Genomic DNA, 19,546 nt, shown 5'->3' with positions numbered 1-19,546 from the left:
GGCGAAAGCGGAAGCCTCCAACCAAACCGCGCACCTTCGATACGAGAGCCCCCTTTAGTAAAGGGGGCGCCCCGAAGGGGCGGGGTTTTGGGTGTAAACGAGTTGGGGCCCAAAGTTTGCATCGCAAACTTTGGGGCTTCTTAGGCGAATGCCTAAGAAGCACGAAGCGGGCCTATAAGCCGGGTTCTGTCGTGGACAGTCATTCCTCTAGGCGCAACGTCACCGTTACGCTCAAGCAACCTACCCGGAGACATCGCGGGCCGCGACATTGTCTCCCTATTTGGTCTTGCTCCCGGTGGGGTTTGCCGTGCCGGTCCGTTGCCGGACTCGCGGTGCGCTCTTACCGCACCGTTTCACCCTTACCACGCATTCCCGAAGGAACCGTTCGGCGGTCTGCTCTCTGTTGCACTTTCCGTCGGCTCGCGCCGCCCAGGCGTTACCTGGCACCGTGCCCTGTGGAGCCCGGACTTTCCTCGGCACCGGATCTTGCGATCCGATGACGCGACTGCCTGGCCTGCTCCGCGCCGGCATTGTCGCACGCGCGGCGCGCAAACGGCCGCGGCACGGTTAAATTGGACCCAAACGCGCGCCGACACGGCAAGGAGCCGGCGACCATGCACAGCGACGACCCCGAAGACCAGTACCCGCTGTACCCGCGCGGCATGCTCCGCCGCGCCGGCCTGCTCGAGGCCGAAAGCCTCTCCGCGCGCCTGCCCGACTGGACCGAGGAAGATTTGCAGCGCGCGTTCTGGCCGGCCTTCGGCTCGATCCATCGGACCGAGGCCGACGTCGATATCGAACGCCACCTGGGCATCGACGGCGGCGAGCGCGTCGTGCGGGTCAACGGCCAGCCGATCTTCGTCTCCGAAGACCGCTGGATGTTCGAGGTGGTGGCCGGTCCCGAACTGCTGGATCAACTGGTCGCGGCGATGCAGCCGCTACGCGCGCAAGCATCCCAGGGCTGACCCCGCCGCGATCATTCGCCGCTGCCGTACAAGGCCTTGCGCGGCGCCCCGCTCAACTCCGCCGCCAGTTTCGCCGCGGTCGAGGGCGGCAAATGTTCGCTGAGCTTGGCGTAGATGCGCTTGCCTTCGATCACCCGGGCGTCGGCATCCTCGCCGGCGCCTTCGACGATCACCACGAACTCGCCCTTGCGCTGATTCGGATCGGCCTTGACCTGCGCGGCCAGCTCGGCCAGCGAACCGTCGAGCACGGTTTCGAACAGCTTGGTCAGCTCGCGCGCGATCACCGCGCCGCGCTGTTCGCCGAACGCGGCGATCATGTCGTCGAGGGTTTCTTCGATCCGGTGCGCCGACTCGTAGAACAACAAGGTCCGCGGCTCAGCCGCCAGCCCGGTCAGCCGCTCGCGCCGCGCCGAAGTCTTGGCCGGCAAAAACCCTTCGAAACTGAACCGGTCCGAGGCCACCCCGGCGACACTGAGCGCAGCGATCGCGGCGCAAGCGCCCGGCACCGGCGAGACCCGGATGCCGGCGGCGCGCGCGGCGCGCACCAACCGATAACCGGGATCGCTGACCAAGGGCGTGCCCGCATCGGACACCAAGGCCAGCGACTCCCCGCCCTGCAGCCGCGCCACCAATTGCGCCGCCTGCTGTTCCTCGTTGTGCTGATGCAGCGCCAACAGCGGCCGCTCCGAGCCGAAATGGGCCAGCAACTGGCGAGTGTGGCGGGTGTCCTCGGCGCAGATCGCCGCGACCGTGCGCAGGGTCTCCAGTGCGCGCGGGCTGAGGTCGCCGAGGTTGCCGATCGGGGTGGCGACGATATGTAAGGTGCCGGGAGTCTGCATGCTGCTCTACTGAATGAAGGGGCCGCTACGGCGCGGTGGATGAGGCCTGTCGACCGAGACCGGCCGGAACCGCGCATACAGCGCCCGCCCCCACCTCCTGTCGCCGGAGCCGCTGCTGAAGCGGCGGCGCCGGGATTGACTCACCGCCACTCATGGCCGGGTAGAATCCTAACCGGTCCCATAGGAACGCCGCTGCGCGGCGAATGCAAGCCGATGACTTCTAAGCAAAACCGGCCGGCAAGGCTCGCAACGACATGGCTCGCTACTGCAGGGATGCTCAGCGTTTTGGTCGCCACCGCCGTCCTCGGCGGCTGCACCGGCGTACAGACCCGTCCGGTCGCGGCGACCAGCACGTCCAACCCGATCGTCGCCCAGGCCAGCCATCTGGCCCGCACCCACGCCGAGCTGACCGGCGCCGAACGCAGCGCCAACGAGCAGCAGATCGAGCGCCTGCTGGCCCAGCTCGACGACGCCACCCTCAGCCACGAAGCCAACGCCTTGGTCGCCGGCGACCCGCTGTACAACTTCGTCGGCCGCGCGCTGATGAAGCGCGGTCTGCCGCTGCCGCGTCCGTTCGACCGCAGCTCGGACTGGCGCTTCAACGCCGGCCAGCGCCCGCCGGCCGAAGCCGACGGTTATCGCCCGCCGATGAAGCTGGCGGTGCTGCTGCCGTCCACCGGCGCGACCGCGGTCGCCGCGGCCTCGGTGCGCGACGGTTTGAACGCCGCTTACTACGGCGAAACCCGGCGCCGTCCGGACATGTTCTTCTACGACACCGCCGGCACCGCCGGCGGCGCGGTGGCCGCGTACGACAAGGCGGTCGCCGACGGCAACGATTTCGTGATCGGCCCGCTCGGCCGCGATGAAGTCAGCGCGGTGTTCGCCAAGGGCGCCCTGCCGGTGCCGGTGCTCGCGCTCAATCGCGGCAATGTCGCCCCGCCCAACGGCAACGTCAGCTTCTCGCTGACCCCGGAAGACGAAGGCCTGGCCGCGGCCGATTACCTGCTCGATCGCAAAGCCAAGCGCGTGCTCGCCATCGACGGCGGCGACGACAGCCAGCGCCGCGCGATCGCCGCGCTCAAGGAACGCCTGGCCGCGCGCGGCGCGGTGCTGACCGACAGCATCGGCGAAGGCACCGCCGATCTCGGCCCGTTCGTGGCCAAGGAAGGCGGCGTCGACGCGGTGTTCCTGGCGGTCAAGGGCAGCTCGGCGCGCACCCTGATTCCCAAGCTCGCGCTGGCCGGCCTGTCCGACAAGCCGCGGGTGGCGACTTCGCAATTGCTCTCGGGCACCGGCAAGCCGGAACAGGATCGTGTCCTCGACGGCATCGCCTTCCCGTCCGAATCCTGGACCAGCGGCGGCATCCGCGGCCTGTCGCCGGCGGTCGGCGTCGCCCAGCAGTTGCCGACCGCGCGCGGTCCCGGCGCGCGCCTGTTCGCCTTCGGTTACGACGCCTGGCAGCTCAGCGCGTACCTGGAGCGTCTGGCCACGCGTCCGGACGCCTACATCGCCGGCGCCACCGGCGTGCTGCGCATCGACGGCGGCGGCACCGTGCTGCGCACGCCGGCGTGGTCGACCTTCAGCAGCGGCGTCGCGGTGCCGCTGGCGGATGCCTCGCGCAATTGATCCCCGCACGGCCGCGCCGGACCGGCGCGGCCGCGGCGCCGCGGTCGAAGCCGCCGCGCGCGCCTATCTGCTCGAACGCGGCCTGCGCGCGGTCGCCGCTAACGCCCACTACCGTTTCGGCGAACTCGATCTGGTGATGCTCGACGGCGCCACCGTGGCGTTCGTGGAAGTGCGTTACCGCCGCGACGACCGTTTCGGCGGTGGCGCGGCGTCGGTGGATGCGCGCAAGCGGCGCAAGCTGGTGATGGCCGCGCAGGCGTTTTTGCTTGCCCATCCGGTTTATGCCGACAGCCCGTGCCGCTTCGACGTGATCGAAGCCGATGGCGATCCGGCGCGGCCGGACTTGAACTGGCTGCGCGATGCGTTTCGCGCCGACGATATCTGACAAGCCGCCTGTAGGAGCTGCGCGAACTGCGACCGCGGAACTGGCTTGCGTCGTCGCTGTGGATTCGCGGTCGCAGCTTGCGCAGCTCCTACAGGGGGAAATCGGGGGAGCGTCGGGGCGGGTGGGAGTGAGCGGTCTTGGCCGTGCGGCGATACCATGAGCCCACTATGCGCACCGTCATGACCCACGCCGTGGTTCCGCTCGCCCTGGGTTGGGCGCTCGGTTCGCGCACGATTCCGCCGCGGCTGTTGTTGGCCGGCGCGCTGGCGGCGGTATTGCCGGACGCCGACGTGGTCGCGTTCAAGCTCGGCATCGCCTACGCCGACGATTTCGGCCACCGCGGCGCCAGCCATTCCTTCGCCTTCGCCGGCTTGCTCGCGGTGTTCGGCGCGCTGATCTCGCATTGGTTCCGCGCGCCGCCGTGGCGCGTGGCGCTGTGGCTGTTCCTGTGCGCGGCCTCGCATCCGCTGCTGGACGCGTTGACCGACGGCGGGCTCGGAGTGGCGCTGTACTGGCCGTGGTCGGATGCGCGCATCTTCGCGCCGTGGCGGCCGATCGAAGTCTCGCCGATCGGCGCGCGGTTCTTCAGCGCGCGCGGCTTGGAGGTGCTGTGGTCGGAAGCGCGCTGGATCGTCGCGCCGGCGCTGGCCTTGGGCGCGCTCGGCGCAGGCATACGCGCATCGATGCGGCGTTCGGAACCGGCACGATGAGCGCTGTCGCCGCTACCGGATTGCCGCCCGCATTGCACGAAGAACTCGCGCAACTGCTCGGCGACTCATGGCTGACCGATCCCGGCGAACGCCTGTCCTACGCTTACGACAACTCGCGCCGGCAGGCGCTGCCCGACGCGGTCGCGCTGCCGCGCACGCGCGAGCAAGCGCAGGCCCTGGTGCGCGCATGCCGGCGCCATCGCGTGCCGCTGGTCGCGCGCGGCCGCGGCACCAACACCACCGGCGCGTCGGTGCCGATCGCCGGCGGTGTGGTGGTCTCGTTCGAACGCATGAACCGCATCGTCGAAATCCGCCCGGGCGACCGTTGCGCGGTCGTCGAACCGGGCGTGCTCAACGGCGATCTGCAACAGGCCTTGAAGCCGCACGGGCTGTTCTGGCCGCCCGATCCCACCAGCGCCGCGTTCAGCACCGTCGGCGGCAATCTGGCCTGCAACGCCGGCGGCCCGCGCGCGGTGAAATACGGCGCCAGCCGCGACAACGTGCTGGCGCTGACCGCGATCACCGGCACGGGCGAGCTCATCGTCTGCGGCACCGCCACCACCAAGGGCTCGACCGGTTACGACCTGCACCGCTTGCTGGTCGGCAGCGAAGGCACTTTGGCTTTGATCGTTGAAGCCAGTCTGCGGCTGACGCCGTCGGCGCCGGCGCGCGCCGCGCTGCGCGCGACCTATCGCGATGTGTCGGCCGCGGCGCAGGCGGTGGCGCGGTTGATGGCGCAAGCGGTCACGCCATCGATGCTGGAATTCATGGACGGCCACGCCGTGCGCCTGGCCCGCGATGTCGGCGGCGCGGATCTGCCGCACGATGCCGGCGCGTTGTTGATGATCGAAGCCGACGGCGATGCGCACACCTTGGCGCATGCGATCGAGGCCTTGAAGCGCGCGGCTTCCGGCGACGGCTTGATCTCGCTGGACGATGCCGCCGACGAAGCCGCGCGGGAAAAACTCTGGGCCGCGCGCAAGGCGCTGTCGCCGTCGCTGCGCACATTGGCGCCGGGCAAGATCAACGAAGACGTGGTGGTGCCGGTTTCGCGCATCCCGGAATTGGTCGACGGCGTGCAGGCGCTGTCGCGCGAATTCGGCCTGCCGATCGTGTGCTTCGGCCACGCCGGCAACGGCAACCTGCACGTCAACCTGCTGTATGAGCCGGCCGACGCGTCGCAGAGCGAACGCGCGCACAACGCGATGGGGCGGGTGTTCGAGCTGGCGCTGGCGTTGGGCGGCACCTTGTCGGGCGAGCACGGCATCGGCTTGGCCAAGCGCGATTTCATGCCGCAGGCGGTCGGTGCGCAGACGTTGGCGGTGATGCGGCAGCTCAAGCGGGTGTTCGATCCGGATGGGATTCTTAATCCGGGGAAGTTGTTGCCGGACGAATAGCTTCGCCGGCAAGCGGCTTGAGTCGGGCCCAAGAGAGCAAGATCAAAATGGATTCCGGCTTTCGCCGGAATGACGGATCGGGAGTTGCGCGGTTTTGTTGGTGGCGCTGGAGGCGAGCGGCTTACAACATCCGCACGCCCGGCAAGCCGCGGAAGTGCGCCGACACCTCGCCCGCGCTGAGTTCGGCATGCCCCGGCCGTCCCGGCAGGCCGATCGGGCCGGAGCCGCCAGAATCGCCATAACGCCCGTCGCGTCCGGAATGCGCGCCGCCGCCACCGTCGCCCTGGCTGCCACCGCTGCCGCCGCTGCCGCCCGGACCGGGCGCGCCGCCGGAGACGTCGAAACGCAGCAGTTGCGCCAACTCGGGATAGCGGCGGTCGTAGATCAATTCGATCTCGCCGCCGTCGCCGCCGACTCCGCCCGGCCCGCCGTAACCGCCATCGCCGCCGTCGCCGCCATGACCGCCGTAACCGGGGCGATCCTTGTCGCCTTCGCCGCGTCCGCCGTCGCCACCGCTGCCGCCGCTGCCGCCGGATCCGCCGACGCCACCGATGCCGCCGGCCGCGACCAAGGTCAGCGGCCGATCCGCCGGCGCCAGCACGAAGTCCTGAAAATCGCCGAACACGCGCACCGCAAGCAGCTTCGGATACTGGCTGGTGCTGACGTAAGTCGCATACATCTGCAAACGCGGCCCGCCGAAACCGGGACCGCCCGGCGCGCCGTCGCCGCCGCGGCGGCCGTGATCGCCGCTTTCGCCGTCGAAGCCGCTGCGCCCGTCGCTGCCGCGGTAACCGCTGCTGCCGTCGCCGCCGCGTTGTCCCGGCCCGCCCGCGGTGCCTACGCTGAGGATGCAGCGGTAGTCGGCCGGGTAATGCCGCGACTGGACCAACTGCGCGCGCGGATGCAGCAACTGCGTGCCGATCGCGAAACCGCTGTCGACCGTCGCCAGCACATCGGGATTGGGCCGGAACCAGCCCAGCTCGTCGAACCCGCCCTGCGCGCTGGTGAAAGCGAAGTTGCGGAAATCCAGCATGCCGTTGCGGCGCGTGCCGTTGCCGCCGCTCCAGGTTTCGTACACGCCCGGCGCCGGTTGCCGCGGCAACTGCGCGGTGACCGTCACGTGCATCTGCACCGGCTGACGCGGGCAGATCGTGGTCACGCCCGGGCCGATGTCGGTCTGCATCGCGCTGACCGTGGCCTCTTGCAGATGCACGGTGTTGATGCCGGCGATCGAGCGCACCGCGCCGCAGCCGCTTAGGCTCAGCGCGAGGGCGGCGAGGCCGATCCCGGTCCAGACGCGCGAGGGCCGCGGAGAGAGGGACATCGACGCGGCAGCGCGCATGGGAAACCGGGGCAGGAGGAAGTGGCGCTCAGACTCGCATCGCCGCAATGAAAGCGGTCTGAACTTTTTTATGTCTTTGCCCCAACTGATGGCATAGCCGCGCATCGGTCCGAAGCGGCGGTTCAGGCGGCCGGGTTCCGCGCGACGGCGCGCGTGCCGGACCGAACCGATGCGCTCAGCCGAAGTGCTGATAACCCTTGCGCGACGGCGTCCACGCCGAGCCGTCGGCCAGGCGCACCCGCACCGCCGGCGCGCCGTGCGCGTGCAGCGCCTGGACCTGTCCGATCACCACCGCCGGGGTTTGCGCCCGGCTCAAGGCGTGCTCGATCGTGGCGCGCTGCCGCGCCGGCGCGGTAAAGCACAGTTCGTAATCGTCGCCGCCGCTCAATTGCAAAGTCCGGCGCGAATCGCCCGCGCAGGCCGCGGCCAACGCCACCGAGACCGGCAACGCGTCCGCATCGATCTGCGCGGCGACGCCGGAGGCCGCGCAGATATGCCCAAGATCGGCGAGCAAACCGTCGGACACGTCGATGCCGGCGCGCGCCAAACCGCGCAGGCTGCGTCCGGCCGCGACCCGCGGGGTCGGACGGTGCAGGCGTTCGAACAAGCGCGCGGCGTCGCTGGACGGATCGCCGCCGATGCGGTTCACGGGATGGTCGCTGTACGGCGCCACCCCGGCCAAGGCCAAGGCCGCGGCGGCATCGCCGAGCGTGCCGGTGACCCAGATGTCGTCGTCGACCTGGGCCGCGTCGCGACGCAAGGCCCAGCCGGGTTCGACGAACCCCATCGCAGTCACGCACACCGACAACGGGCCGCGGGTGGTGTCGCCGCCGACCAGGGCCACGCCGTGTTGCGCGGCCAATTCGAGAAAACCATCGAGAAAGCCGTCGACGAAGCCCGGCAAGCTCGCGCGGTCTTGCGCCGGCAACGACAGCGACAAGGTGCACCAGGCCGGTTCGGCGCCCATCGCGGCCAGATCCGACAGGTTCACCGCCAGCGCCTTCCAGCCGATATCGGCCGCGCCGGCGTCGTCGCCGAAGTGCACGCCCAGGTTGAGGGTGTCGGTGGCGACCACCAGTTGCCGGCCGGCCGGCGCCTGCAGCAGCGCGGCATCGTCGCCGATGCCCAGCACCACGTCCTCGCGCGTCGCCGCGCGTGCGCGGATGCGGGCGATCAGGTCGAATTCGGCGTGCATGGCGGGGGGGCAGGAGTGAGCGCAGAGGAGTGAGGAGTGAGTAAGAGCGGTGGAGCGGCAAGCTGGTTGCTTTTACTCGCTCCTCACTCCTCTGCGCTCACTCCTCTGATCCAGCGCCTTACTTCCGCTTGGCCGCTGCCGCGAACTCGACCGCGCGCCATTGCGCGGCGGCGTGATCGAGCACGCCGTTGACGTAGGTGTGGCCGTGCTCGGCGCCGAAACGCTTGACCGACTCGATCGCCTCGTTGATGACCACGCGGTACGGCACGTCGGGGCGATGGCGCAGCTCGTAAGCGGCGATGCGCAGCGCCGCGCGTTCGATCGCGTCGACTTGTTCGATCTCGCGGTCCAGGAACGGGGTCAGCGCCTGGTCGATATCGTCCTGATGCCGGTCCACGCCGCGCACCAAGTCTTCGAAATAGGTCAGATCGGCGACTTCCTTGGCCTGTTCGTGGGCGAACTGGGCGATCACCTCGTCGGCCTTGGTGCCCGACATCTGCCACGCGTACACCGCTTGCAGCGCACGGCGGCGGGCGCGCGAGCGCGCTACCGGGTCGATCCCATCCGGACGGCGGCGATTGTTCATTGCAGTTGCTCCAGCAGGTGACTCATTTCCAATGCGGCCAGCGCCGCTTCCTCGCCCTTGTTGCCGTGGCTGCCGCCGGCGCGGTTTTCCGCGTCCTCGTGGCGTTCCACCGCGAGCACGCCGTTGGCGATCGGCAGGCCGTGATCCAGCGATACCCGCATCAGGCCGTCGGAGCAGCCGTCGGCGACTTGTTCGTAATGGCGGGTGTCGCCGCGCACCACGCACCCCAGCGCGACCACCGCGGCGTGCTTGCCGGCCACGGCCAGGTGGCGGGCGATCACCGGCAGTTCCCAGGCGCCGGGAACCCGGATCACGTCGATGGCGTCCTCGGCGACGCCGTGTTCGGCGAAGGTCTTGCGCGCGCCGGCCACCAGGGTGTCGGTGATGCGCGGGTTCCAGCGGCTGGCGATGATGGCGTAGCGCGCGCCCTGGGGGCTGCGCAGGTCGCCTTCGAAATGGGGCATGTCGGGGTCCGCTGTACTGAGGGGGCTGGGCGAAAGGGGGCTAGTTTAACGGGTGCAGGCTGCGGGTGCCGTTCGGGTGGGCCGCGGGCCGGCCTGGAAGCGTTGCTTGGCCGGCTGTTTTGGTTCGCCATGCCGGCGCTGCCCCATGGCCGTCATTCCCGCGAAGGCGGGCTCCGCTTTACTTCGGCGGAGCCGAACATCCAGGGCCTTTCGTGCGAGAACGTTTGAAGTCGCTGGATTCCCGCGTTCGCGGGAATGACGACCTGGAGAGATGACGCTGAAGGCTCTGGATTCCCGCCTTCGCGGGAATGACGTTCTGGCGGGATGGCGCTGAAGACTGTTGGCTCTGGATTCCCGCCTTCGCGGGAATGACGGTAATGGGATGACGCGGCAAGACATGTCCGTTTGCTTGCTGGACGACCGAACCCGGCCGGCGACTATCGCCGTCGGGTTCGGCCCTGCGGACTGAGCGGCACTCAACCCAGCGTGGCGATATCCACGTACTCGACCACTTCCAGCCCGAACCCGGCCAGGCCGATCTGCTTGCGCGGGGTGCCCAGCACCCGCAGCTTGCCCAGGCCTAGGTCGGCCAGGATCTGGCCGCCGGCGCCGTTGCGCCGCCATTCGGCCAAGGCGTGGCCGCGCGAGGACGCTCCGCTCGGCGCGAGGCTGTCGTGCGCGTCGACCTGGGCCTCGTGCGCGGCGGGCTGCTCGCGCACCCGCGCCAGCAGCGTATCGGCGTCGGCGTGATCGGCCAGCAGCACCAGCGCGCCGCGGCCTTCGCGCGCGATCGCCGCGAGCACGTCGCCGACCGCCGGGCCGAAGTCGGCGCGGCGCCAATGCAGGGCGTCGGCCAACGGGTTCTGCACGTGCACCCGCACCAGGGTCGGCGCCTGCGCGTCGGCCTGGCCGCGGACCAGGGCGAAATGCACCGAATGGGTCAGCCGGTCGCGGTAGCTCAGCAACTGGAACGGGCCGTGCTCGGTTTCGATCTCGCGCGCGTCGACCCGTTCGACGGTGTGCTCGGTCGCCAGCCGGTAACGGATCAGTTCCTCGATCGAGCCGATCTTCAGACCGTGCTCGGCCGCGAACGCTTCCAACTGCGGGCGCCGCGCCATGCTGCCGTCGGCGTTGAGCACCTCGACCAAGACCCCGGCCGGCTCCAGGCCCGCCAGCATCGCCAGATCGCTCGCCGCCTCGGTATGGCCGGCGCGGCCGAGCACGCCGCCGGGCTGCGACATCAGCGGGAAGATGTGGCCGGGCTGGGCCAGATCGGTGGGCTTGGCGTCGGGCCGCACCGCGGTGCGCACGGTGTGGGCGCGATCGTAGGCGGAGATGCCGGTGGTGACGCCTTCGGCCGCTTCGATGCTGACGGTGAAGTTGGTGTGGTACGAGGAGGTGTTGTCGCGCACCATCGGCCCCAGGCCGAGCTGCAGGCAACGCTCGCGCATCAGCGACAGGCACACCAGGCCGCGCGCGTGGGTGACCATGAAGTTGATGTCGGCCGGGCGCACCAGTTCGGCGGCCATGATCAGATCGCCTTCGTTCTCGCGATCTTCGTCGTCGACGATCACCACCATGCGGCCGGCGCGGATTTCCTCGAGCAGTTCGGGGACGCTGGCGAAATTCATGCCGCGCCTCCGGTCTGGCGCTCGCCGAGCAGGCGTTCGACGTAACGGGCGACCAGGTCGATCTCCAGATTGACCGGAGAACCCACGCCGGTGGCGCTGAACGCGGTGTTCTCCACGGTGTGCGGAATCAGCGCGACCTCGAAACCTTCGCTGTCGGCCTCGTTGACCGTCAGGCTGACGCCGTCGACGCAGATCGAGCCCTTCTTGGCGATGTAGCGCAGCAGCGGCTGCGGCGCGCGGAAGCGCCAGCGCTGCGCGCGCGCATCCTGATGCACCGACACCACCGCGCCGACGCCGTCGACGTGGCCGCTGACCATGTGCCCGCCGAGGCGGTCGCTGGGCCGCATCGCCCGCTCCAGATTGACCTTGGCGTTCGGCTGGAGCGCGCCGAGGGTGGTCAGCGACAGGGTTTCGGTGGAGACGTCGGCGCAGAACCAATCGGCGCCGAACTCGATCACGGTCAGGCAGGCGCCGTTGACCGCGATGCTTTCGCCCAGCTTGGGCTCGGAGAAATCCAGGCTGCCGATGGCGATGCGCAGACGCACGTCGCCGCCGATGTCCTGCTTGTCGGCCAGCGTGCCGACGCCTTCGATGATGCCGGTGAACATCAGCGCACCTCCACGCGGAGGACGCTCGGGCGCAGGCCCGCGGCGGTGTTGCGATCGAACTGGGTCATGAAACGTTTCCCGCAAAATAGTGAGCGAAAAACGCCTCAAGGCATGGAAGACAACGCACGACGCGCGGCCGGGGCCGCGGGATCGTCTCGCCCGCGCGGATGCGCGGGCTCGTGCGTAGCCGTCTTCTTTCATCCGGACTGTGACCGTCGGCTCCGGCATCGGACCGGATCTGCTGACCCCCCGGGGCTGGCGCGGCCGTGTGTCCGGCCGGCATCCCGGGGCGCTCGCGGGCTCGCGCGTTGCCGCGCCTACCGCCGGTGGGGAGTTTCGCCCCGCCCTGAAGACGTTACCTGTGGTGTGCCGGCGAACCGGCGCGGGAAGTTTAGCACCCGGGGGTGGAGGGGCTGGTTCCGAACTGGGCGGGTTGGGGGCGATGGTGCGTTCTGCTGGGGGGGGGCGGGCGGGGATTGGGGGCTTTGGGCTTTGGGCTTTGGGCTTTGGGCTTTGGGCTTTGGGCTTTGGGCCCAGGCGCCGGGCGCCAAACGCCGGAAACGACGTACTTACCTACCGTCATTCCCGCGAACGCGGGAATCCAGGGCCTTTCGTGCGAGAACGCTTGAAGTCGCTGGATTCCCGCGTTCGCGGGAATGACGGACTGGAAAGATGACGCTGAAGTCTCTGGATTCCCGCCTTCGCGGGAATGACGAGCAAAAAGCGGCGACAAGGCTCCGCTCCTTACTCTCTGCTTCTTATTCCCCGCACCCTATTCCCAAACCCCAATCAACCATCCGCAGGCGGCTTGCGCCGCAAATGCAAATGCAACGGCCACTGGATCGCACGCACGTCCTCGGCCATGCCCCAGGCGCGCGATAAGGACGCGCGGTTGACCGCGACCGGGTCTTCGCTGGTGGCGATCTTGCAGCGCTCAGTCGCCGACAGACTGTTCAGATACCCAAGAAACCGCCCCAGGCCCCACTCCGCTTCCAGCCACAGCGGCGCGGTCGGCAGCGCCGCGAACGGCCATTGATAGCCGGCATAGCCGTCGCGGATTTCGCCGTTCTCGCGCTGCCAGTAGCCGTCGATCTGGGCGCGGAACCCGGCCACGGCCTCGCTCATGCCCTCCGGCGCCAGAAAATCGCCATAAGCCCACACCGCCAACACCCCGCCCGGCGCGAGCACGCGTTCGCACTCGGCGAAGAAGCGCTCGCGCTCGAACCAATGCAGGGCCTGCGCCACCGCCACCAGTTGCACGCTGCCATCGGCCAGTTCGCTGCGCTCGCCCGGCGCGATGGACAAACTCACCCTGCCCTCGCCGCGCAACGCCGCGTCGCGCGCCCAGTGCTGCTCGATCTGCTGAACGCTGGGATCGCTGGCGTGCACGTAGGCGAAATGCGCGGCCAGTCCGCGCGTGGCCTGGCCGCTGCCGCAACCGGGTTCCCAGACCTGCGCATCCGCCGGGACGTAGCGGGCGATCTGCTCGAACAAGGCGTCCGGGTACTCGGGGCGCGCGGCGGCGTAGGCGCCGGCGATCGCGGAGAAGTGGTCCTTGAACGCGTTCTGGTTCATGGGGTGCCTCGGCGGTCGGTGGGGAGCGTCAAGATCAAAATGGATTCCGGCTTTCGCCGGAATGACGGGCGGGGGCTTTGGCTGGAATGACGGGTGAGGGCTTTGGCCGGAATGACGGTTGCGAGCCTTCGTTGGAATGACGGTTGAGGCGCCGCTCGGCTTTGTCGGCGGGAGTTACTTGTTCCTCGCTACGTTCACGCCTCGCCCCGGGGCCGCAGCAACACCCGCGTGTCCCCGCCGAGCCGGCGCAGGTCGACCAGATCCAGATGCAGTTTGCTGGTCATCGCTTCGATGCCCAGACCATCGAACATCGGCCGCGCGTTCTCGCCGAGCAACACCGGCGCGACGTACAGCAGCACTTCGTCGACCAGTTGCTGATTCAGGAACGCGCCCGCCAAAGTCGCGCCGGCTTCGAGCTGGATCTCGTTGACCCCGCGCTCGGCCAGCAAGGCCAGCACCGCGCGCAGATCGATCCGGCCGTCGAGCATCGGCACCGCGGCGCGTTGAGCGGCGAAGTCGCGCGGCGGCTTGGCGTCGGGCGCGTGCAGGTACAAGGTCGGCGCATCGCCCTCGCGCACGCGGCCGCGCGCCACCGTGGCCAGGCCGGGGTCCAGCACCACCCGCAACGGCGCGACGAACTCGGTGTCGTCGCCCAGGCGCACGGTCAAGGAAGGATCGTCGGCCAGCACCGTGCCCGCGCCGGTCACGATCGCGCCGCTGCGCGCGCGCCAATGCTGCACGTCCAGACGCGAAGCCTCGCCGCTGATCCATTTGGATTCGCCGTTGGCCAGCGCGCTGCGTCCGTCCAGGCTGGTCGCCAGCTTGACCCGCACCCACGGCCGGCCGCGCTCGATCCGCGACAGAAAGCCGCGATTGAGCGCGCGCGCCTGCGCTTGCATCAGTCCGCTCTCGACCGCGATGCCGGCCGCGAGCAGCTTGGCGAAACCGGCGCCGTCGACTTGTGCGAACGGGTCGCGCATCGCCGCGACCACGCGCGCGACGCCGGCCTGGATCAAGGCATCGCTGCACGGCCCGGTGCGGCCGGTGTGCGCGCACGGCTCCAAGGTCACGTACGCGGTCGCGCCGCGCGCGCGTTCGCCGGCCGCGCGCAAGGCATGCACCTCGGCATGCGGCTCGCCCGCGCGCACGTGCCAGCCTTCGCCGACGACGTCATCGCCGTGGGCGATCACGCAACCCACCATCGGGTTGGGCTTGGTGGTGTAGGCGCCCTTCTCGGCCAAGCGCAAGGCGTTGGCCATGTGGGCGTGATCGGTGGCGTTGAAATTCGTGGTCATGGCGCGCGCTCAGTGAAGTGACTCGCCGCCAGTTTGGCATCGGCGAGCGTCGTGCGAGCCGCGGCAGCCGCTGGACCCCACGCGCAGTCGCTCAGCGACGGCGCGAACAAGCCGAATCGGCAGGATCGCCGCGCTCGGTTCATCGCAATCCCCGACGGCGCTCAATGACGAACATAACGGCCGCCGAAATCCGACGACTTCAAGTCGCCATGGTCGAGCTTCAAGGTCATGTCCCCCAACGCCGACGGCTTCAGCCCCACCGTGTCCATGCTCACCACGAACATACGGCCTTTGCTCTCATCGACCTCGATGGTTTCGGCGGGTCGATCGGCATGCGCCCGATCGATGCTGAAGGCCACTCGCTGCAACCGCGTACCCGCGCGATACGGCGCGTACGGCGTTTGCCCGGCGATGATCTCGCGGCGCTCGGTCTGGCCATCGGAGTAGACGAAATCCACCCGCAACGGCGGCGGCGGGTAGTCGGAATTGGAATAGACCATGATGATCCCGTAACCGGGCCGCTCCACGTCCGCGGGCTTCTCGCGCAAGCAGCGATCGCGGTTGAAGGCGGGTTCACGCAAGCGCGGCATCTCGCGTCCGAGCGTCGCGTACAACTGGCCCACGTCCTTGTTCCGCTCCAGATAGTCGAGCACCGCGCTATCGGCAGTGGCCGCCATCGTGCCGGCGAAACTCGGCTCCGCGCGCGCCGCGGCGCCGGCTTGCGCCGCGCCCACCATGCGCGCCGCGATCGCCGTGCCGATGGCGATTTCGGCCTCCGCGCGTGCGCGTTCCAACTCGACCGTCGCCGCCGGCAAGGCCGCTTCGGCATCGGCTTTGCGCGCAGCGTTCCTGTCGGCCTGAGCCACGACCCAAGCGGCCGCGTTGCTGGCGCCGGCCTGGACCAGGCCTTCGTCGTAAGTCTTCACGAACGCACACGCCGCATGGATGAGCTCGGTGCGATGAGCCGCCTCGGATTCCTTCAACGCTTTCTTCGCGCCCTTCTGCCAGGGCATGGTGTTGTCGAGAGCGAACAGCGGCTTGCCGGCACGGCTCGGCTCGCTGGTCAGGGCCACGCCATCGGCGCTGGCGGTCCAGCGGCCGCTGGCGGCCTGCTTGCGCCCGGCATGAAGAAAGTCCAGCTCGAAACTACCGTCGGCTCGCAAGCGCAATTCCGATTGCGCCTGCGAATCTTGCAGGACGTAACGGCCCGCCAGCGACGCATCGGCCTTATCTGCGGCGGCATTGCCCGCGTGCGCCCACGCCGGCGACAGCGCCGCCACCAGCATCGCCAATCTGTGCAGCTTGCACATGCGCGAACTCCTTTCGACGCGTAGGGGCACCGAGCGCCGCGGCGGCGCTCAGCGCTTCTTTTTATCCAGGCGCGGCTCGTCGTCGCCGAGCAGGGTCAGCTGGCCGTCGCCGGGAATGTCGCGTTCCAGGCGGTCGAGTTCCTCGCGGAAATCGGCCACGTCCTCGAACGAGCGATACACCGAGGCGAAGCGCACGTAGCCGACGTGATCGAGCTTGCGCAGCTCGGCCATGACGAACTCGCCGACCCGGCGCGAGGCCAGCTCGCGCTCGGCGGTCATCCGCAGCTGATGCACCACCGCGCGCACCGCCGCTTCGATCTGTTCTTCCGAGACCGGCCGCTTCTGCAGCGCGCGGTCGAAACCCGCGCGCAGCTTGCGCGCGTCGAACGCCTCGCGGCGGCCGTCGCCCTTGATGATCACCGGCAACTTCAGCTCGATGGTTTCCAGGGTGCTGAAACGCTCGCCGCAGGCCTCGCACACGCGGCGCCGCCGGATGGTGGCGCCGTCGTCGGACACCCGCGAGTCGATCACGCGGGTGTCGTGGTGCTGGCAGAAAGGACAATGCATCAGACTGGGAAATAGCGAAGAGGAGTGAGCGAAAACAGCGCCGCGCGCCTGCCGCCACTCTCCCAGGAAGCCCGGAGAGGAGCAAGGTCCGACTTTACGGCTTCCACTCGCTCCTCACTCCTCATCGCTCGTTCCTCAGCTTTCAGCCGTACACCGGGAACTGCGCGCACTGCTTGGTCACGTTCTCGCGCACCCCGGCGATGACCTTGTCATCCTTCGGGTTGTCGAGCACGTCGCAGATCCACTCGGCCAGGGCCACGCAGTCGGGTTCCTTGTAGCCGCGGGTGGTGACGGCCGGGGTGCCGATGCGCAGGCCCGAGGTCACGAACGGCTTCTGCGGGTCGTTGGGCACCGCGTTCTTGTTGACGGTGATGTGGGCGCGGCCGAGCGCGGCTTCCGCGTCCTTGCCGGTGATGCCCTTGCCGATCATGTCGACCAGCATCAGGTGGTTCTGGGTACCGCCGGAGACGATCTTGTAGCCGCGGGCGATGATGGTCTTGGCCATCGCCTGGGCGTTCTTGATCACCTGGGCCTGGTATTCCTTGAACTCCGGGTCCAGCGCCTCCTTGAACGCCACCGCCTTGGCCGCGATCACGTGCATCAGCGGACCGCCCTGGATGCCCGGGAACACGATGCTCTGCAGCTTCTTCTGCATTTCGTCGAAATCCACCGCGCCGGCGCCGGTGTCGACCGCGCCTTCCCAGCGCTTGGCCACGATGATGCCGCCGCGCGGGCCGCGCAGGGTCTTGTGGGTGGTCGAGGTGACGACGTGGGCGTGCGGCACCGGGGTCGGGTAGACGCCGGCGGCGATCAGGCCGGCGACGTGGGCCATGTCGACGAACAGGTAGGCGCCGACCTTGTCGGCGATGGCGCGGAAACGCGCCCAGTCCACGACCTGCGAATAGGCCGAGAAACCGCCGACGATCATCTTCGGCTTGTGCTCCAGCGCCAGCCGCTCGACTTCGTCGTAATCGATCAGGCCCTGATCGTTGACGCCGTACTGCACCGCGTTGAACAGCTTGCCGCTGGCGTTGACCTTGGCGCCGTGGGTGAGGTGGCCGCCGTGGGCCAGGCTCATGCCCAGGATGGTGTCGCCGGGATTGAGCAGGGCGAAATACACCGCCTGGTTGGCCTGCGAGCCCGAATGCGGCTGCACGTTGGCGTAGTCGGCGCCGAACAGTTGCTTGACCCGGTCGAGCGCCAGTTGCTCGGCGACGTCGACGTATTCGCAGCCGCCGTAGTAGCGCTTGCCCGGGTAGCCTTCGGCGTACTTGTTGGTCAGCACGCTGCCCTGGGCCTCCAGCACGCGCGGGCTGGCGTAGTTTTCCGAAGCGATCAGCTCGACGTGGTCTTCCTGGCGGCGGGCCTCATCGGCGATGGCCTGGGCAAGTTCGTCGTCGAATCCGGCAATACGGGTGTGGCTGGGGAACATTCGCGGCCTCGGGGAAAGAGCGGACGGGAGGGGAGGAGGAACGTCGCATCAGGCCGGCCCGGCCGGGCCACGCAGGCGGAGGCAAGGCACAAAACCGTTAACCTGCGGGTGGCTTGACGCAAGACTTGAAATGTTAGCCTAGGGGCGTATGGCGGCCAACCGCCAAGACGGGGCTGCCGTCGCCGCCCGACCCGGCGGACAATGACCGCCGCTCCTTCCCCAGGGCCCGCCCCCACCGGCCGGTCCGGCCGCCAGGCTCACGGCGGCCCCCACCGACAGCTTCAGCTTGATCTTGGATATTTCGACCATGAAATGGGTCTTCGTCTTCCTGTTCCTCGCCAGCGCGGTCTATGTGCATTTCCGCGGGCGCGTACGCCACCGGCTGGGCCGGCAATTGCTCGACCACTCGACCTTCATGGCGCCGATCAACGTGCTGATGTACGCCTGCTCGCGGGTGCCGACCACGGCCTTCCTCAGCCCGGACCAGCATTTCCCCGAGCTCGAGCCGCTGCGCGCGCGCTGGCGCGAGATCCGCGCCGAGGCCCTGCACCTGCGCGAAATGCAGCAGATCAAGGCCGCCGACCAGTACAACGACGTCGGCTTCAACTCGTTCTTCCGCCGCGGCTGGAAGCGCTTCTACCTGAAGTGGTACGACGACGCCCACCCCTCGGCGGCCGAGCTGTGCCCGGTCACCACCCAGCTGTTGCGCGAAGTGCCCAGCGTCAAGGCGGCGATGTTCACCGAGCTGCCCCCGGGCAGCGAACTGCGCCCGCACCGCGACCCCTACGCCGGCTCGCTGCGCCTGCACCTGGGCCTGGACACGCCCAACGACGACGCCTGCTTCATCGACGTCGACGGCCAGCGCTACAGCTGGCGCGACGGCGAATGGACCATGTTCGACGAAACCTACATCCACTGGGCCCAGAACGGCTCGCAGCAGAACCGGATCATCCTGTTCTGCGACATCGAGCGGCCGATGCGCTGGGGCTGGGCGCGCGGGCTGAACCGCTTCATCGCCAAGCGCCTGATCGCCGCGGGCGCCTCGCCCAACAACGAGGGCGACAAGACCGGCGCGATCAACAAGATCTTCCGCTACTTCTACGTGCTGCGGCTCAAGTCCAAGGCGCTGAAGGAGCGCAGCAAGGGGACGTACTACTTCTTCAAGTACGCGGCGGTGGCGGCGGTGGTGGCGTTTATCGTTTGGCTCTAAGGGTCGCTTCGCGGCTTGATTCGCGCGTTTTTTGCCCCCGCACGACGGCGCCGCCTCCCCAAGCCGTCATTCCCGCGAACGCTGGAATCCAGGGCCTTCCGTGCGAGAGCGCTTGAAGTCTGAGCTCGCATTCGCGCCCGTGCGGATTGGACGCAAGGCGCCGAAGTCGCTGGATTCCCGCCTGCGCGGGAATGACGGACTGGCGGGATGGCGTTGACCGACCCGCCGTCGTTCCCGCGAAGGCGGGAACCCAGGGCCCCACCTGAACACCGCGCCGAAGCCTCCGCTCCGCCCGCGCGGCGGCGATAACGGGCCCCGCACGCCCCCCTACCGGCGCCGCCGCAAGCCGCCCCGCCCCGGCGCGCCGCAAAATTAACCATTCCCCCAGACCCCACGCTGGAACCCGTCA

General features: G+C 69.0%; 18 protein-coding genes, 1 other RNA gene and 1 riboswitch. Of the genes, 6 read left to right on the top strand and 13 right to left on the bottom strand.

What is annotated here, in order from left to right; genetic code table 11:
- Nucleotides 1-159: 159 nt before the first annotated feature.
- Nucleotides 160-521, bottom strand: an RNA gene (gene rnpB / locus V7787_RS20810) — RNase P RNA component class A.
- 93 nt (nucleotides 522-614) lie between these two features.
- Here rnpB and V7787_RS20805 point away from each other — a divergent pair.
- Nucleotides 615-965, top strand: coding sequence for a hypothetical protein (locus V7787_RS20805; RefSeq protein WP_336089459.1), 351 nt, complete (start codon nucleotides 615-617; stop codon nucleotides 963-965).
- An 11-nt stretch (nucleotides 966-976) separates the two neighbouring features.
- Here the strand turns inward: V7787_RS20805 and rsmI are convergent, their stop codons facing one another.
- Nucleotides 977-1,804, bottom strand: coding sequence for a 16S rRNA (cytidine(1402)-2'-O)-methyltransferase (gene rsmI, locus V7787_RS20800; RefSeq protein WP_336089458.1), 828 nt, complete (start codon nucleotides 1,802-1,804; stop codon nucleotides 977-979).
- Nucleotides 1,805-2,077: 273 nt separating this feature from the next.
- On the opposite strand from rsmI, the gene V7787_RS20795 reads away from it, so the two are divergent.
- From V7787_RS20795 to V7787_RS20780, 4 genes are all read left to right on the top strand, one after another.
- Complete coding sequence (locus V7787_RS20795) at nucleotides 2,078-3,430, top strand: penicillin-binding protein activator (protein ID WP_336089456.1); 1,353 nt, start codon at nucleotides 2,078-2,080, stop codon at nucleotides 3,428-3,430.
- Nucleotides 3,414-3,815, top strand: coding sequence for a YraN family protein (locus V7787_RS20790; protein ID WP_336089455.1), 402 nt, complete (start codon nucleotides 3,414-3,416; stop codon nucleotides 3,813-3,815). The genes V7787_RS20795 and V7787_RS20790 overlap by 17 nt, the downstream gene beginning before the upstream one ends.
- A 167-nt stretch (nucleotides 3,816-3,982) precedes the next feature.
- On the top strand, nucleotides 3,983-4,525 hold the full coding sequence (locus V7787_RS20785) for a metal-dependent hydrolase (RefSeq protein WP_336089454.1): 543 nt from the start codon (nucleotides 3,983-3,985) through the stop codon (nucleotides 4,523-4,525).
- Nucleotides 4,522-5,922, top strand: a complete 1,401-nt coding sequence (locus V7787_RS20780) for an FAD-binding oxidoreductase (RefSeq protein WP_336089453.1) — start codon at nucleotides 4,522-4,524, stop codon at nucleotides 5,920-5,922. Before V7787_RS20785 ends, V7787_RS20780 begins: the two co-directional genes overlap by 4 nt.
- A gap of 121 nt (nucleotides 5,923-6,043) precedes the next feature.
- On the opposite strand, the gene V7787_RS20775 is transcribed toward V7787_RS20780, so the two are convergent.
- The 11 genes from V7787_RS20775 to glyA all read right to left on the bottom strand — a co-directional run bounded on the left by V7787_RS20775 (nucleotide 6,044) and on the right by glyA (nucleotide 17,927).
- Nucleotides 6,044-7,246 carry a hypothetical protein gene (locus tag V7787_RS20775; RefSeq protein ID WP_336089452.1) on the bottom strand — a complete coding sequence of 401 codons (1,203 nt, stop codon included), beginning with the start codon at nucleotides 7,244-7,246 and terminating at the stop codon, nucleotides 6,044-6,046.
- Between the two features lie 193 nt (nucleotides 7,247-7,439).
- On the bottom strand, nucleotides 7,440-8,459 hold the full coding sequence (gene thiL / locus V7787_RS20770) for a thiamine-phosphate kinase (protein ID WP_336089451.1): 1,020 nt from the start codon (nucleotides 8,457-8,459) through the stop codon (nucleotides 7,440-7,442).
- A gap of 118 nt (nucleotides 8,460-8,577) precedes the next feature.
- The gene (nusB, locus tag V7787_RS20765; RefSeq protein WP_336089450.1) at nucleotides 8,578-9,045 is read right to left on the bottom strand and encodes a transcription antitermination factor NusB; all 468 of its coding nucleotides are present in this window, start codon (nucleotides 9,043-9,045) and stop codon (nucleotides 8,578-8,580) included.
- Nucleotides 9,042-9,509 carry a 6,7-dimethyl-8-ribityllumazine synthase gene (ribH, locus tag V7787_RS20760; RefSeq protein ID WP_336089449.1) on the bottom strand — a complete coding sequence of 156 codons (468 nt, stop codon included), beginning with the start codon at nucleotides 9,507-9,509 and terminating at the stop codon, nucleotides 9,042-9,044. Before ribH ends, nusB begins: the two co-directional genes overlap by 4 nt.
- A gap of 476 nt (nucleotides 9,510-9,985) precedes the next feature.
- Nucleotides 9,986-11,140 carry a 3,4-dihydroxy-2-butanone-4-phosphate synthase gene (gene ribB, locus V7787_RS20755; protein WP_336089448.1) on the bottom strand — a complete coding sequence of 385 codons (1,155 nt, stop codon included), beginning with the start codon at nucleotides 11,138-11,140 and terminating at the stop codon, nucleotides 9,986-9,988.
- Nucleotides 11,137-11,748 (bottom strand): riboflavin synthase, encoded by a 612-nt coding sequence (locus V7787_RS20750; protein ID WP_336089447.1) that lies wholly within the window; start codon nucleotides 11,746-11,748, stop codon nucleotides 11,137-11,139. Before V7787_RS20750 ends, ribB begins: the two co-directional genes overlap by 4 nt.
- Nucleotides 11,749-11,933: 185 nt before the next feature.
- A riboswitch (FMN riboswitch) is annotated at nucleotides 11,934-12,106 on the bottom strand.
- Nucleotides 12,107-12,537: 431 nt separating this feature from the next.
- The gene (locus V7787_RS20745; RefSeq protein ID WP_336089446.1) at nucleotides 12,538-13,323 is read right to left on the bottom strand and encodes a class I SAM-dependent methyltransferase; all 786 of its coding nucleotides are present in this window, start codon (nucleotides 13,321-13,323) and stop codon (nucleotides 12,538-12,540) included.
- Between the two features lie 194 nt (nucleotides 13,324-13,517).
- Complete coding sequence (gene ribD / locus V7787_RS20740; protein ID WP_336089445.1) at nucleotides 13,518-14,618, bottom strand: bifunctional diaminohydroxyphosphoribosylaminopyrimidine deaminase/5-amino-6-(5-phosphoribosylamino)uracil reductase RibD; 1,101 nt, start codon at nucleotides 14,616-14,618, stop codon at nucleotides 13,518-13,520.
- A gap of 161 nt (nucleotides 14,619-14,779) precedes the next feature.
- Nucleotides 14,780-15,928, bottom strand: a complete 1,149-nt coding sequence (locus tag V7787_RS20735; RefSeq protein ID WP_336089444.1) for a hypothetical protein — start codon at nucleotides 15,926-15,928, stop codon at nucleotides 14,780-14,782.
- 48 nt (nucleotides 15,929-15,976) lie between these two features.
- Nucleotides 15,977-16,495, bottom strand: coding sequence for a transcriptional regulator NrdR (gene nrdR, locus V7787_RS20730; RefSeq protein WP_336089443.1), 519 nt, complete (start codon nucleotides 16,493-16,495; stop codon nucleotides 15,977-15,979).
- Between the two features lie 142 nt (nucleotides 16,496-16,637).
- Nucleotides 16,638-17,927 (bottom strand): serine hydroxymethyltransferase, encoded by a 1,290-nt coding sequence (gene glyA, locus V7787_RS20725; RefSeq protein ID WP_336089442.1) that lies wholly within the window; start codon nucleotides 17,925-17,927, stop codon nucleotides 16,638-16,640.
- 307 nt (nucleotides 17,928-18,234) lie between these two features.
- On the opposite strand from glyA, the gene lpxO reads away from it, so the two are divergent.
- The gene (gene lpxO / locus V7787_RS20720; RefSeq protein WP_336089441.1) at nucleotides 18,235-19,137 is read left to right on the top strand and encodes a lipid A hydroxylase LpxO; all 903 of its coding nucleotides are present in this window, start codon (nucleotides 18,235-18,237) and stop codon (nucleotides 19,135-19,137) included.
- The last annotated feature ends 409 nt before the right edge of the window (nucleotides 19,138-19,546 follow it).

The sequence above is a fragment of the Pseudomonas sp. CGJS7 genome, from assembly GCF_036961695.1.
Note: the sequence above shows the minus strand (reverse complement) of the source record. Positions and strands in the feature narration are given on the sequence as shown.

Excerpts from the sequence above, each read along its gene's own strand:
- V7787_RS20805 (WP_336089459.1), top strand. The coding sequence starts at position 615 with ATGCACAGCGACGACCCCGAAGACCAGTACCCGCTGTACCCGCGCGGC.
- rsmI (WP_336089458.1), bottom strand. The coding sequence starts at position 1,804 with ATGCAGACTCCCGGCACCTTACATATCGTCGCCACCCCGATCGGCAAC.
- V7787_RS20795 (WP_336089456.1), top strand. The coding sequence starts at position 2,078 with ATGCTCAGCGTTTTGGTCGCCACCGCCGTCCTCGGCGGCTGCACCGGC.
- V7787_RS20790 (WP_336089455.1), top strand. The coding sequence starts at position 3,414 with ATGCCTCGCGCAATTGATCCCCGCACGGCCGCGCCGGACCGGCGCGGC.
- V7787_RS20785 (WP_336089454.1), top strand. The coding sequence starts at position 3,983 with ATGCGCACCGTCATGACCCACGCCGTGGTTCCGCTCGCCCTGGGTTGG.
- V7787_RS20780 (WP_336089453.1), top strand. The coding sequence starts at position 4,522 with ATGAGCGCTGTCGCCGCTACCGGATTGCCGCCCGCATTGCACGAAGAA.
- V7787_RS20775 (WP_336089452.1), bottom strand. The coding sequence starts at position 7,246 with ATGTCCCTCTCTCCGCGGCCCTCGCGCGTCTGGACCGGGATCGGCCTC.
- thiL (WP_336089451.1), bottom strand. The coding sequence starts at position 8,459 with ATGCACGCCGAATTCGACCTGATCGCCCGCATCCGCGCACGCGCGGCG.
- nusB (WP_336089450.1), bottom strand. The coding sequence starts at position 9,045 with ATGAACAATCGCCGCCGTCCGGATGGGATCGACCCGGTAGCGCGCTCG.
- ribH (WP_336089449.1), bottom strand. The coding sequence starts at position 9,509 with ATGCCCCATTTCGAAGGCGACCTGCGCAGCCCCCAGGGCGCGCGCTAC.
- ribB (WP_336089448.1), bottom strand. The coding sequence starts at position 11,140 with ATGAATTTCGCCAGCGTCCCCGAACTGCTCGAGGAAATCCGCGCCGGC.
- V7787_RS20750 (WP_336089447.1), bottom strand. The coding sequence starts at position 11,748 with ATGTTCACCGGCATCATCGAAGGCGTCGGCACGCTGGCCGACAAGCAG.
- V7787_RS20745 (WP_336089446.1), bottom strand. The coding sequence starts at position 13,323 with ATGAACCAGAACGCGTTCAAGGACCACTTCTCCGCGATCGCCGGCGCC.
- ribD (WP_336089445.1), bottom strand. The coding sequence starts at position 14,618 with ATGACCACGAATTTCAACGCCACCGATCACGCCCACATGGCCAACGCC.
- V7787_RS20735 (WP_336089444.1), bottom strand. The coding sequence starts at position 15,928 with ATGTGCAAGCTGCACAGATTGGCGATGCTGGTGGCGGCGCTGTCGCCG.
- nrdR (WP_336089443.1), bottom strand. The coding sequence starts at position 16,495 with ATGCATTGTCCTTTCTGCCAGCACCACGACACCCGCGTGATCGACTCG.
- glyA (WP_336089442.1), bottom strand. The coding sequence starts at position 17,927 with ATGTTCCCCAGCCACACCCGTATTGCCGGATTCGACGACGAACTTGCC.
- lpxO (WP_336089441.1), top strand. The coding sequence starts at position 18,235 with ATGAAATGGGTCTTCGTCTTCCTGTTCCTCGCCAGCGCGGTCTATGTG.